The sequence below is a fragment of the Aminobacter sp. SR38 genome (assembly GCF_014843375.1).
Taxonomy (GTDB): Bacteria; Pseudomonadota; Alphaproteobacteria; order Rhizobiales; family Rhizobiaceae; genus Aminobacter; species Aminobacter ciceronei.
The window spans coordinates 2397973-2410275 of the sequence record NZ_CP062112.1; the positions used below are offsets into that span (position 1 = coordinate 2397973).

At 64.8% G+C, this 12303-nt stretch carries 13 protein-coding genes; 7 read left to right on the forward strand and 6 right to left on the reverse strand.

Annotated features, from left to right (window positions below):
* Nucleotides 1–11 precede the first annotated feature (11 nt).
* From IG197_RS11795 to IG197_RS11820, 6 genes are all read right to left on the reverse strand, one after another.
* Nucleotides 12–839, reverse strand: a complete 828-nt coding sequence (locus IG197_RS11795) for a sugar phosphate isomerase/epimerase (protein WP_192318933.1) — start codon at nucleotides 837–839, stop codon at nucleotides 12–14.
* Nucleotides 836–2011, reverse strand: a complete 1176-nt coding sequence (locus IG197_RS11800; protein ID WP_192318936.1) for a Gfo/Idh/MocA family protein — start codon at nucleotides 2009–2011, stop codon at nucleotides 836–838. Before IG197_RS11800 ends, IG197_RS11795 begins: the two co-directional genes overlap by 4 nt.
* Nucleotides 2012–2116: 105 nt before the next feature.
* Nucleotides 2117–2467, reverse strand: a complete 351-nt coding sequence (locus IG197_RS11805) for a RidA family protein (protein ID WP_192318939.1) — start codon at nucleotides 2465–2467, stop codon at nucleotides 2117–2119.
* Nucleotides 2464–3156, reverse strand: a complete 693-nt coding sequence (locus tag IG197_RS11810; RefSeq protein ID WP_192318942.1) for an HpcH/HpaI aldolase/citrate lyase family protein — start codon at nucleotides 3154–3156, stop codon at nucleotides 2464–2466. The genes IG197_RS11805 and IG197_RS11810 overlap by 4 nt, the downstream gene beginning before the upstream one ends.
* A gap of 10 nt (nucleotides 3157–3166) precedes the next feature.
* The gene (locus IG197_RS11815; protein WP_192318945.1) at nucleotides 3167–4162 is read right to left on the reverse strand and encodes a hypothetical protein; all 996 of its coding nucleotides are present in this window, start codon (nucleotides 4160–4162) and stop codon (nucleotides 3167–3169) included.
* A 29-nt stretch (nucleotides 4163–4191) separates the two neighbouring features.
* A complete protein-coding gene (locus IG197_RS11820) occupies nucleotides 4192–4587 on the reverse strand; it encodes a cupin domain-containing protein (protein ID WP_192318948.1) in 396 nt (131 codons plus the stop codon).
* A gap of 346 nt (nucleotides 4588–4933) precedes the next feature.
* Here IG197_RS11820 and exbB point away from each other — a divergent pair, with 346 nt between their 5' ends.
* The 7 genes from exbB (at nucleotide 4934) to IG197_RS11855 (ending at nucleotide 12235) form a co-directional block, all read left to right on the forward strand.
* A complete protein-coding gene (gene exbB, locus IG197_RS11825) occupies nucleotides 4934–6142 on the forward strand; it encodes a tonB-system energizer ExbB (RefSeq protein WP_371746533.1) in 1209 nt (402 codons plus the stop codon).
* 11 nt (nucleotides 6143–6153) lie between these two features.
* Nucleotides 6154–6615, forward strand: coding sequence for a TonB system transport protein ExbD (exbD, locus tag IG197_RS11830; RefSeq protein WP_192318950.1), 462 nt, complete (start codon nucleotides 6154–6156; stop codon nucleotides 6613–6615).
* The gene (locus tag IG197_RS11835; protein WP_192318953.1) at nucleotides 6612–7523 is read left to right on the forward strand and encodes an energy transducer TonB; all 912 of its coding nucleotides are present in this window, start codon (nucleotides 6612–6614) and stop codon (nucleotides 7521–7523) included. Before exbD ends, IG197_RS11835 begins: the two co-directional genes overlap by 4 nt.
* Nucleotides 7524–7895: 372 nt before the next feature.
* Complete coding sequence (locus IG197_RS11840) at nucleotides 7896–8399, forward strand: RNA polymerase sigma factor (protein WP_192318956.1); 504 nt, start codon at nucleotides 7896–7898, stop codon at nucleotides 8397–8399.
* A 113-nt stretch (nucleotides 8400–8512) separates the two neighbouring features.
* Nucleotides 8513–9484 carry a FecR domain-containing protein gene (locus tag IG197_RS11845; protein WP_192318959.1) on the forward strand — a complete coding sequence of 324 codons (972 nt, stop codon included), beginning with the start codon at nucleotides 8513–8515 and terminating at the stop codon, nucleotides 9482–9484.
* A gap of 130 nt (nucleotides 9485–9614) precedes the next feature.
* A complete protein-coding gene (locus tag IG197_RS11850; protein WP_192318962.1) occupies nucleotides 9615–11891 on the forward strand; it encodes a TonB-dependent receptor in 2277 nt (758 codons plus the stop codon).
* Nucleotides 11892–11950: 59 nt separating this feature from the next.
* Complete coding sequence (locus IG197_RS11855) at nucleotides 11951–12235, forward strand: DUF2218 domain-containing protein (RefSeq protein ID WP_192318965.1); 285 nt, start codon at nucleotides 11951–11953, stop codon at nucleotides 12233–12235.
* Nucleotides 12236–12303: the final 68 nt, after the last annotated feature.

The window sequence follows — 12303 nt, forward strand, 5'->3', positions numbered from 1 at the left end:
GGCGTCTCCGTTCAGATGCCGAGCCCGCGCAGGAAGGCGCGGCTGTCGCGGATGACGTCGTCAGCCGGGATCTCCCAGCCGAACAGGTGCGATTCATATTCGACCGAGGCCGAACCGGCGTAGCCAAGGCGCCGCAAGGTGTCGGTGACGGCCTTCAGGTCGACCTCGCCGGTGCCGAGCGGCACGCATTTGAATTCGGGATAGAGACCGACCGAATCCTTGACGTGGAGATTGCTGATGCGGTCGAACAGCAGCTCCGCCGCCCTGACCGGATCCTCGCCGCGCAGCTGGAAATGGGTCGGGTCGAAAGCGACGCGGACATCGGAACCGGGTATCGCCTTGAACAGGTCGAGATATTCGTCGGCCTTGGCGACGATGTGCATCGAGCAGCCTTCGATGCCGAACTTGACGCCGCGGTCCCTGGCGTGGTCGCAGACCTCCTCCAAGGCGGCGGCCAGGTACTTTCGCGCCGTCGCGATGTCGATGCCGCCAAAGGCGCGGCCGGTAAAGACCCAGACCATCGGCGCGCCGATGTCGCGCGCCAGGTCTACCGATGCCTTGAGATAGTCGATGCCTGCGCGGCGTTCTTCCTGTGTCTCCTTGGCGAGATGCAGGCAGGCGCTCAGTGCCGAGATGTTCATGCCGGCAGCCGAAATGGCGCGGGCGACCTCGGCCCGGCCTGCCGCATCGAGTGCCGGCGTCACATGCGGCACGAAGCCGTTGCTCCACAGGTCGCCATTGAGCTCGACCGAGCTGTAGCCGGCCTGCGACAGCTTGCCCGCCAACTCAGTGACGGGCAGCTGGTGCAGGAAGGTGCTGTAGAAGCCGGCGCTGATCATGACCGGCCCGTCTTGGCATCGGAGCCGTGGCCCTCGAAATCGGGAAATGCGAAGGGCGCGTTGTCGGCCAAAGGCAGCGACACCCAGGCGCGGGCAATCTGCGAGCTGTAGGCGGCATGGACCAGCTCGGTGGCGCGGGCGCCGTCGAAGCCTGTGGCGCCGATACCGTCGCGGGTGCCGGAGAGGATTTCCTCGGCCATGCCGGCGAGCTGCTCGGCATAGGTGTCCCATTCGTTGCGCGGCGGCCAGATCGACAGCCAGCCATCCCAGGCATGGCGGTTCTGCTTGGAGCGCGCGGTCGGATAGACGGCCTTGCGGATCTCTTCCGGCAGCTCGTTCATCGGCACGGTGGTGTTGATGGCGAGCGGGACGTCGAAGAAGGGCGAACCGGCATTGGTCCAGAACGACAGCGAGCCCTTGGTGCCGTAGAGTTCGGTGGCGTCGCCGAGCACCGGAGAATAGCGGTCGGCAATGAAGGAACCGCGCGCGCCCTTGTTGGTACGCACCATCAGATGGACGTTGTCGTCGACGACGGGCGGGATGACGCAATGGCTGACATCGGCCACGACCTCGGCATAGTCGTCGTCGAGCAGGTAACGCAGCATGTCGAAGCGGTGGATCAGGTTGTCGTTGGTGGTGGCGCCGCCCGACCGTTCGAGATCCCAGCGGAAGTTGCTGCCGTCGACCCAGTTGTCCCATTTCGCCGAGAACACCGTGCGGAAGGAAAACACCTCGCCGATCAGGCCGGCCTCGATGGCGAGCTTGGCCATGCGGATCTGGTTGAGGTAGCGCTGGTTGAAACCGGTCTTGAGCACGATCTTGTGCTCTTCGGCGATCCTGGCCATGGCGATCGCGTCGGGATAGGTGACGGCCAGCGGCTTCTCGCACAACACATGCTTGCCGGCACGGGCGCAGGCCTCGAAATCACGGCGATGCAGGTTGTTGGGCGTCGCCATGATGACGATGTCGACGGACGGGTCGGCGAGCATCTTGTCCAGGCTTGTATAGATGGTCGCGCCGCCATAGGCGTCGGCCAGCGTCCTGGCGCGCGCCTCATCGATGTCGCACACCGCTGCGAGCCTGGTCGAGGCACCAGCCGCCACGGCCGGCGCATGGCCGTCGTGGACAATATTTCCGGCCCCGTAGAGGCCCACTCCCAATTGACGTGACATGACAGTCCTTCCACTTCTATCTGGCCACAGGCCGGCATTCCCGCCCGAGGGGTCGAGCAAGCGCACCGGATTGGACCGGGCTTTCAGTTAGGTTTGGCGTGGCGCTCAGCGCGCCGCGATGACGGCGATTTCGACCAGGTTCTTCGGTCGTGCCAGCGGCGAGCCGACGGTGGCGCGCGCCGGCGTGTTGCCTTTGGCGACCCAGGCGTCCCAGACCGCGTTCATCTCCTCGAAGGTGGCGACGTCGGTAAGCCAGATATTGGCCGACAGGATCTTCGACTTGTCGGTGCCGGCCTCAGTGAGATAGGTGTCGATCTTGTCGAGGATCTGCCGGGTCTGCTCGGCGACAGACGGCACCGGATCGGTGGCCGTCTGGCCGGCGAGATAGACCGTGTCGCCGTGAATGACGATCTGCGACATCCGCTCGCCCTGGCGCAGCCGTTCAATCTTGCTCATGTGTTGCTCTCTTTCATTATGTACCGGAAGTCGTTGGCTCCGGTGATCAGGAAATTGTTGGCGTGCTCGTAGAGGAAGCGGCAGCCGCCGCGGACGAAGGCGGCGACCGTGTCGCGCGTCACCAGCGTGCCCGGCACCTTGCCTGCGGCGCGAATCCTTGCGGCGCAATCGAGGACGAGGCGCTTGACGTCGGGATGATGGGTCTGGCCGTTCAGGCCCATCGAATGCGACAGGTCGTTGGGGCCCATGAAGAACACGTCGACGCCTTCGACGGCGACGATGGCATCGAGGTTGGCGACCGCCTCAAGCGACTCGATCATCGCCACCACGACGGTATCCTCATGGTTCTGCGGTCGGGCCCGGCGGACCGCCGCGACGATGCTGCGGGCGCCGTCGGCATCGTCGACATGCGGCACGATCAGGCCGCCGGCGCCGGCATCGAGGTAACGCGTGAGCAGATGGTCGAGATTGGCTTCCGGCCGGACGATGGACTGCAGGCCGGCGGCACGCGCCGCGCGGCACATGTCCTGTACGGTCTGGATCGAGGCCGTGCCATGCTCGCAATCGATGAACACGCCGTCGATCCCAAGCCGGCCGAGGAACTCGGTCAATGCCGGGGAGGGATGGTCGGGGTTGAGGACGACGACGGGTTCGTCCCGCTGCAGGCGTTGCTTGAACGGATTGGCCATGATGCGCCCCTCAGCCGATGGCGATGGAAAAGACATGGCCGATGCCACGGGGAAGCGGATGCGCACGCCAGCTGTCGCCGGCATCGTCGCTCAGGAAAACGTGGCCGAACTTGTCCGAGCAGACGAGCCGCTTCGGGTCGGTCGGGTCGACAGCCATGGCAAAGACGGTGCTCTTCAGGGGCGCGCCGAGATCAAGGCGCTGGAAGCTCGCGCCGCCATCTGTAGAACGGAAGAAGTCGCCCAGGTCGCCATCGAAATCGTTGCCGGCGCCGAGATAGATCGTGTCAGCCGGGCCCTGGCCGAGGACGCGGCAATAGGAGCCCTTTTCGCGCAGTGCCGGCACTGGCAGCTTGCGCCAGCGGCGGCCGTGATCGCGGCTCTGGAAAGCGCCGACACGTGTCGTCACCGACACCTTGCCCTCGGCATCAACAAGCACCGAATGCAGGTCGACGGCATCCTCGACGACATAGAGCCCGTCGAGCGCCTGGCGCCAGCTGCGGCCGCCGTCCTCCGACATGATCAGGCCGCCGATCTCGATGCTGGCGTAGATCCTGTCCGCATTGGTGGGGTCGACGGCAATGCGGGTGATGCGCCTTGGCATGCCGGCCGTGATGTCGGGGTAGCCGACCGAGACGTCGAGGCTACGCCAGCTGCGGCCATTGTCGGTCGACTTGAAGATCGCCGGCGGCTCGTAGCCGGCAAACAGCGTGTCCGGCTCATGCGGATGACGGGTCAGCGACCACACCGCGAAATCCGGCTTCGGCGCGTCGAGCCGGGACCAGCTGTCGCCATGGTCGGCGCTGCGGAAAATGCCGTCCTGCGCGGCGGCGAACACTTCGCCCGGACGTCTGGGATCGGCGAGCAGGGCGAATGTCTGCGGTACGGCGGGGAAGCCTTTCTCGATCCGCTCCCAGGCGCCGCCATCGCGGCTGCGCAGCAGGCCTGAGCTCATGAAGCGGCCGGGATCGGTGTCGCCGGCGAGCCCGGCATATAGGGTGATGGTCATTGTCGTGGTCGCAGCCTGGATGAAAGGGGTCAGTAGCTTTCCGGGTCGGTCGAATAGTCGACGACGGGCGCATCCTTGACGCCGAAGGCCATGGCGAGCGCCCGGATGCCGTTGTGCTCATGCGCCGGCTTGATCGAGTGCCGCGCATTGGGCGGAATCGTGACTAGGTCGCCGGGGCCGATCTCGCGGGTCTCGTCCTCGATGGTCATCAGCGCCCGGCCGGAGAGCATGAAATAGAACTCGTAGGTGGGGTGGTGGTGGGTGTTGACCTCACCGCCTGCGCGGATCTCGAACTCGCTGATCAGTTCGAGATGGCCGCCCAGCGTCGCGTCCCGCATCTCGCGCGGCGGCACCAGCCACCACACCGGCGTGGTGCCCTGGTGCTCGAGTGTCGGTCGCGTGAAATCGCTCGAGCGGATGTCCATCGGAGCGCTCCTTTAGCCGGCCAATGCTGATCTTGTTGTCTGGGCCTCGAGGCCCTGCGATGGACCGGACCTTACGAACGGCCCTCGGCGCTGGCCAGAAATGGGTTATCGCCAACTTTATTGATAAGCCGCAGCGCGCACGTGCGAACGTCGAAGGCGGTCAGCCGAGCCTCCGATTTCCCTGCGCCTGGGCCCTTTCGATCGCGCTTCGTCCTCGACGCATGAATTCTGGTGTGTCATTCTCATGTTTCTTTGGCGCTTTTCTTGATTAAAGAAGTCAACAATGTTAGAGGCCCGGCACGACACCTGCCTTTGAGTCATTTGCGTGCGATCGGAGACTGCGGACATGAGAAGCATCTGGGGCATCACAAGCACCGGGACGGCTTTCGGGTCGCAAGCTCAGTATCGGTCCGGTCGCATCATGGCAGCGGCGCTGTGCATCACTCTGAGCGCGGGCGCGGCTTTCGCCCAGCAGACCGCGCCGACTGAGGTGGAGCCCACGGCACCCGCAACGAGCGCTCCAACGGCTCCGGCAGCCGTCGCCACGCCGACCGCCCAGCCAGCAGCGCAGGCAGCGCCCGCCGACGCTCCCAATGCGGCCGCCCCCGCAGCCGAAGCAACGCAGCCACGTATCAACGCCCTGCCGCAGCCAGGCGCCAACGTCGCACCACAACCGGACCAGGCTGCCGGTGAGCCGACAGTCGCACCGGCGGCCACAGCGCCTGCAACCGGGCAGCCTGCTGTGTCCGCGCCGATCGACACGACCGTCGGTGCACCTGCCGGCACGGACGTTCCCAAGAGCCTGTTGCCGCACGACCTCTCGCCCTGGGGCATGTTCATGGCCGCCGACTGGGTGGTCAAAGGCGTGATGATCGGCCTTGCCTTCGCCTCGCTGATCACCTGGACCGTGTGGCTGGCCAAATCACTCGAGATCGCCGCCAGCAAGGCGCGGCTGAAGAAGGCGCTGCGCGGTATCCTGCACGCCCGCAGGCTCGCCGACGCCTCGCAGGCGCTCGGCGAACGCGCCGGCATCGGCGGCGTGCTTGTTCGCGCCGCCGTCGACGAGTTCGAGATGTCGGGCCACGAATTCGGCCATGCCGACGCCTCCGGTATCAAGGAGCGCGTCGAGTCCAGGCTGATGCGCATTCAGGCGCAGGCCGGCCGCCGCCTCAGCCGCGGCACCGGCGTGCTCGCCACGATCGGCTCGACGGCACCCTTCGTCGGCCTGTTCGGCACCGTCTGGGGCATCATGAACTCTTTCATCGGCATCTCGGAATCGCAGACGACCAACCTCGCTGTCGTCGCTCCGGGCATCGCCGAAGCGCTTCTCGCGACCGCCGTCGGCCTGATCGCCGCCATTCCGGCGGTGGTGATCTACAACGTCTTCGCGCGTTCGATCACCGGTTACCGCCAGGGCCTGGCCGACGCCGCAGCCGGCGTGCAGCGCCTGGTCAGCCGCGACCTCGACCGCCAGCAGCAGCGCGCCGAGCGTGTCCATCCGGCGAATGAAGCGGTGCGCGGCAACGGGCGCGTTGCGCCCGCCGTCGCCGTCTAGGAGATCGGATCATGGCCGGCGGCATCAGACAGCAGGTTGATGAGGACGATCTCCAGGAAAACCACGAGATCAACGTGACGCCGTTCATCGACGTCATGCTGGTGCTCTTGATCATCTTCATGGTGGCAGCACCACTGGCCACCGTCGACGTCAATGTCGACCTGCCGGCATCGACGGCGACCGCGACGCCCCGGCCCGAAGAGCCGCTCTATGTCACGCTGAAGGAAGATCTCAGCATCTCGATCGGCCAGGACACAGTTGCCCGGACCGCCTTCCAGCAGCAGCTCGACACAGCCGCCAAGGCCGACAAGGAGACCCGCATCTTCCTGCGCGCCGACCGTGGCGTCGACTATGGCGAGCTGATGGAGGTGATGAACCTGATGCGCGGCGCGGGCTACCTCAAGATCGCGCTCGTCGGGCTGGAGCAGGTGCAGGCCACTCCGCCTGCGGTCAGCGAGGGGCAGGCGCAATGAGTGCGGCAACGCATGACCATTTCAGCTTCGGCGGCATCAGCCGCAGCGAGGCATTGCTGTGGTCGACGGCGGCGGCCGTCATCTTTTCCGTCCACATGGCCGGCGCCTGGTATCTCAACCAGCAACCGCCAATGATGATGGAAGACATGCAGGCGCAGTCCGCCGTGATGATCGACCTCGCGCCGATGGCAATGGCCCCGGAAGCCGTTGAGCAGGACGCGACCGACATGGTCGACAGTGCGGCGGCCGAAAACGTCGAGGAAATGACCGAGACCATTTCGCCCGATCCCATCGAGCCGGTGACGGAGCCGGTGGAATCGGTCGAGCAGGTCGCCGAGCTGACGCCGGAACCGCTGGAAGAAGTGACAGAGGCCGAGCCGATCGAGGAAGTGATCCCCGACCTCGTCGAGGCACCGCTGCCTGAAGTGGCGATGGCGATCCCCGAACCGCGTCCCGAGATCAAGAAGCCGAAGCCGGTGGAAAAGCCGGTGCGCGAAAAGAAGCCGGTGCAGAAGAAGCCCGAGCCGGTCAAGGAAGCCAAGATCGAGAAGAAACCGTCGCAGCAGAGCGCCGCGGCGAAGAAGTCGGCGCAGAACTCCGACAGCGTGCGCGCGCCCGCACCCGGCCAGGGCGGCGGCAAGGCAATGTCGCCGGCGCGCTGGCAGTCACGCGTCTTCGCCCATCTGAACAGGCACAAGCCGCGCAACGTGCGCAACCGGGGCGTTGCCGCAGTTCAGTTCTCGTTCAATTCCGGCGGCGACGTGCTGTCGGTCAAACTTATCAATTCGTCTGGCGACCCGGCGCTCGACGAAGCTGCGGTCAGCCTAGTGCGCCGGTCCTCGCCGATCCCGGCGCCGCCGCCTGCGGTGCCGTCAGTGATCGTTGTTCCGATCGACTTCAAGCGCTGACGGGCGCCTCCCTGTCAGGTGCAGCCAGGCGCAGTCCCTCATCGAAACGCCTCGTGGTTCACGGCCGGCTTCCATGGTCGGCTGGCGATCACTTTGCGCCTGCAAGCATCGTGTGTTGTTTCTGCTACACCCGTAAGACTTTCTCGCTGCGACAATTCATGCGGGCCGCGATGCGACTGCCGCCGTTAGTTCAGCAGAATCAAACACTAAACATGATAAAAATAGGAAGGTTTTAACCCGCAACTCCGGCAGTGCCGTGTTTTTCCCTAAGGTGTTGGGGTTGCAGGCACTTTTTTGATGGCCTATCGAACATCCGTCGCGGCCGCCCCCCAGGCATGCGCGATCGGAACTGGTGCAAACAAGAGTGAAAAAATGACACTCACCAGGCTGATGACCAGCTTTGCGACGTTGCGTCCGCGCATCGAGGCGCTGACGCGCGGCCGCGTCGGCTGCAGCGCGACCGCCGAGGACATCGTTCAGGACACGTGGATCAGGCTGTCCAATGTCCGTCATGACGACGCCATCGACAACCACGCCGCCTTCACCATGCAGGCGGCGAAGAATGCTGCCATCGGGCACTTCCGCAAACAGCAGCGGCGCAACGAGATCGACGCCGAGGTCAATGAGCTTCTGTCGACGTCGGTCGACGAGATCTCGCCCGAACGCATCGTCATGGGTCGCGACATGCTGCGCGCCGTCGACAAGGCATTGCAGACGATGCCGGAGAGAAGCCGGCGCATCTTCCTGATGAACCGCGTCAACGGCATTTCGCACCGCGAGATCGCCCGCCAGCTCGGCATCAGCGATGAGGCCGTCTACTACCATATCCGCCGGGTGGTCGAGCGCCTGGCCGAACTGCGCGACAGCAACGCCTGACGCCGTTCCAAGATTTATTTTGCCGTGACGCTTAGGCGTGGTGCCATCTCGCGTGTCTATGATAGCAAGATGGTTAGTGTGCCCGAACGGATGGGCACGTACTGCGTGTGGCGATGGGCAAAGGGCAACAACGATCCGAGATCGACCGTAGCGTCGCACTCGATGCGCGCGACTGGATCGTTCGACTAAACGCCGGCAATGTCAGCCGGCAGGATCTCGACCGATTCAACGCTTGGCGGGCCCAGTCGCCGGAGCATGCGCGGGCCTTCGCCCGCGAAAAGGAATTCTGGCAGCTGCTGCAGAACGTGGATGGCAGCGACCTGGATGCCACCCCTGTTGCTCCGCCGAGACCGCGGCAGACCGTCAGTCGGCGCACGTTTCTCGTTGGCGGCGCGCTGGCCGCCTCTGTGGCGGCTGTCGTTGCCCCGCGCGTCCTCACCTGGATGCGGTCGGACTTCACCACCGGTGCTGGCGAACAGGCAACCGCCACCCTGCCCGACGGGTCGACGATGCTGCTCAACACCAACAGCGCCGTCGACGTCGATTTCCAGCCGGGTCTGCGGCTGGTGAACCTGCTCTCGGGCGAGGTGGAATTCTCGGTCAGGCCCGATACCCGCGCACCGTTCCGTGTCGCGGCCCTCGGCGGCAACAGCGATGCCGTCGAAGGCACCTATGCTGTTCGTTCCATCGCAGACGAAGTGACGGTCACGGCATCGGCAGGACGCATTTCCGTCTCGGGCGGCGCCGAGGCCGATGCGGCCAACACCGTGTCGCTCGCCCCCGGCCAACAGACGCGCTACCTCACTGGCAAGGCGCCGCTCGCAGTTGCCGACGTCAATCTCGAGAGCGAACTCGCCTGGCGTGGCGGCCGCGTGGTATTCGAGGGCAAGCCCTTCGGCAGCGCCATCGGCGAGCTTGGCCGCTACGTGCCCGAACGCCTCGTGATCGCTACGCACACCCATGATGCGAGCCCTGTCAGCGCCGTGTTCCTGACGCGCGACGCCCATGACGCGATCGAGGCCCTGGCCCAGACGCAAGGGATGTCGGTGCATCGGGTTCCGGGCGTCGTCATCGTCATCTCCTGAGCCCGACGAAATCGATCCAACTTATTTCAGAAAAATCGCAACTGGCTCTTTAGGCAGTTGGCCCGTTCGCGCGTCACACCATCGAGGGCGCGCGGTGGATGCGTGCGCCAGACCTTTGGGGACCAGCACGATGGGCAACAGCAACATGGATCTTGGCAGCAGGGCGTCGGGGCGCCTGCTGGCACGGCTTCTTGTGGGCACGGCGCTTGGCGCCGGTATGCTGACGGCTGGCACGGCGATGAGTGTTGCCCATGCACAATCGGCGACGCGCGCGCAGAGCATCAGCCTGCCGGCACAGTCGCTCGGCCAGTCGTTGAGGCAGCTGGCGGCGCAGACCGGCCTGCAGATCGCTTTCGGAACCGCTGACATCGGCGGGGCAGCCGCCCCTGCCGTCTCGGGTAACTTGTCGCCGGAACAGGCGCTGCAGCGCCTGCTCGCCGGCAGCGGACTGAACTACCGCTTCACCGGCCCCAACACGGTTTCGGTCCAGTCCGCCGCTGCAAGTGCCGCGACGGGCGGGCTCAGCGTCTCGGCCAATGGCGCAGTGGTTCTCGACACCATCGACGTGACCACGCTGGGCTCCGGCGGCAGCGTCAACAATGTGCAGATCACGGCCGAGGACCTGGCGCAGAAAGCTCCTGCCGACCTGCAGGAAGTGTTCGCCAACGAGCCCAAGGTCGCCGTCGGCGGCTCGACCACCACATCGCAGAAGGTCTATGTCCAGGGCATCGAGGAAAACAACCTTGCCGTGACGGTCGACGGCGCACGGCAGAACAACAAGGTCTTCCACCACAACGCGACAAACCTGATCGACCCTTCGCTGCTGAAGGCCGTCAGCGTCGATGCGGGCGTGGCGCCGGCGGATGCCGGCCCCGGCGCGCTCGGCGGCTCGATCGCTTACGAGACCAAGGACGCGCGCGACCTGCTCGAGCCGGGCAAAAGCCTCGGCGGCCTGGTCACCGGCACCTACGACTTCAACAGCAAGACCTCGACTGTCGGTCTCGCCGCATATGGCATGAAGGACGGTTTCGAGTTCTTCGGCTATCTGAACTTTGCCAAGGGCGACAACTACACCGCCGGCGACGGCAGCATCGTCGACGGCACCAGCGCCAACCTTTTGAGCGGCCTCGGCAAGGTCGCCTACCAGGCCGAAAGCGGCCACCGCTTCGAGCTCAGCCACGAACAGTCGCGCGACGATGCCCCGCGGCCATTCCGCGCCAATATGAGAGAACTGGTTCCCAATCCGAAGCCTTGGGAGCCGCTGATCCGCGACTACAAGCTCGACCGCCGCAGCACCGTCTTCACCTACACCGACGAGTCCCCCGAGGGATGGTGGGACCCTAAGGTGGTGATCGCCTATACAAGCAGCAAGGTGGAGACAACCGTCTATCCGAAGCCCGTAGTTTCCGCGCCATACACCGCAATCGGCCTGACCGAGAGCTTCAACGGCAAGGCGGAAAACCGCTTCGCGCTCGACATCGGCAGCATCACCGCCGGCTTCGACTTCTACAAGGACACCGCCGATCTCGAAGACAAGTTCGAACCGGCAACCGAGCACGCCAGCAATGTCGGCATCTATGCTCAGGCTCGTCTCGAGCCATGGGAGCGGACGCGGCTGTCATTCGGCGCACGCGGCGACAACCAGTGGTTCGAGGGAACGACGGGACAGGAATGGACCAATGCCGGTCTGAGTGGCAACATCTCGGGCGAATATGACCTCGTTCCCGAATTCCTCACTGCCAAGGCCGGATATTCGCATGTCTGGGCCGGCGTGCCGCTGGCCGAGAACTTCATCTTCAATCCGAACTGGAACTATGGCGCCGGCCCGAAGCCGGTGACATCGGACAATCTGACGGCCGGCCTTCTCGCGACCTATGAAGGTTTCACTCTGGAAGGCAGCATCTTCCGCACCGACATCTACGATGCCCGCACCGCCCGCTACCAGGTACCGCGGGGCATCGAGACCCATGACGTGCGTTCCCAGGGCTTCACCATCGCCGGCGGCTACGACTGGGGTGCGGGCAATGTCAGCGTCAAATACGCCAATATCGACGTCACCATTGACGGCAAGCCTGCCGATTCCGACCTTGGCACCTACCTGGTAACGCCGGTCGGCCAGATCATCACGCTCTCGGCGGTGCACCGTTTCGACGACTGGGGCGTCAAGCTCGGCGGCGACGTCGAGATCGCGCTCAAGGACGATGTTTTCAAGGGGCATGAGGTCGTCAACATCTTTGCCGAGTACCAGCCGGAGTCGAACCCGAACCTGACCTTCCGCGGTGAGGTGAAGAACCTGTTCGACGAGAACTATGCCGGCCGGGCCACATATGGACAGGAGTTCGTCACCGTGAAGCCGTTGCTGGATCCGGGCCGATCATTCCGGCTGAGCGCGACGGCCAAGTTCTGACCCTGATGGCCACGGGCGTTGTCCGTGGCCATTTCAACCGAAGTACGGACGGAGAGAGCATGTTTCAATCGACGGGACGGTTCGAGACCGAGCACGGCGTGAAGTATTTGACCCAGCTGTGCAAGCATTTTGCCCACAAGGTCGAGGTGAGCCATGGCGACGGACATGGCGAATGCCACTTCCCGTTCGGCCATGCCGTCATGAATGCCGATACCACTGCCCTGACCATCGAGGTGGATGCGTTCGACGCCGAACAGCTGGCGCGGACCAAGGCCGTCATCGACGACCACCTCGTCCGCTTCGCCTTCCGCGAGCCGGAACGCAGCATCGCGTGGAGTGCCTGAGGCGCCAGGCAGCGCCTACGTTCCCGAGAAAATCCGTCAGATACCTAGCTGCTGCAAGGGACTCTATC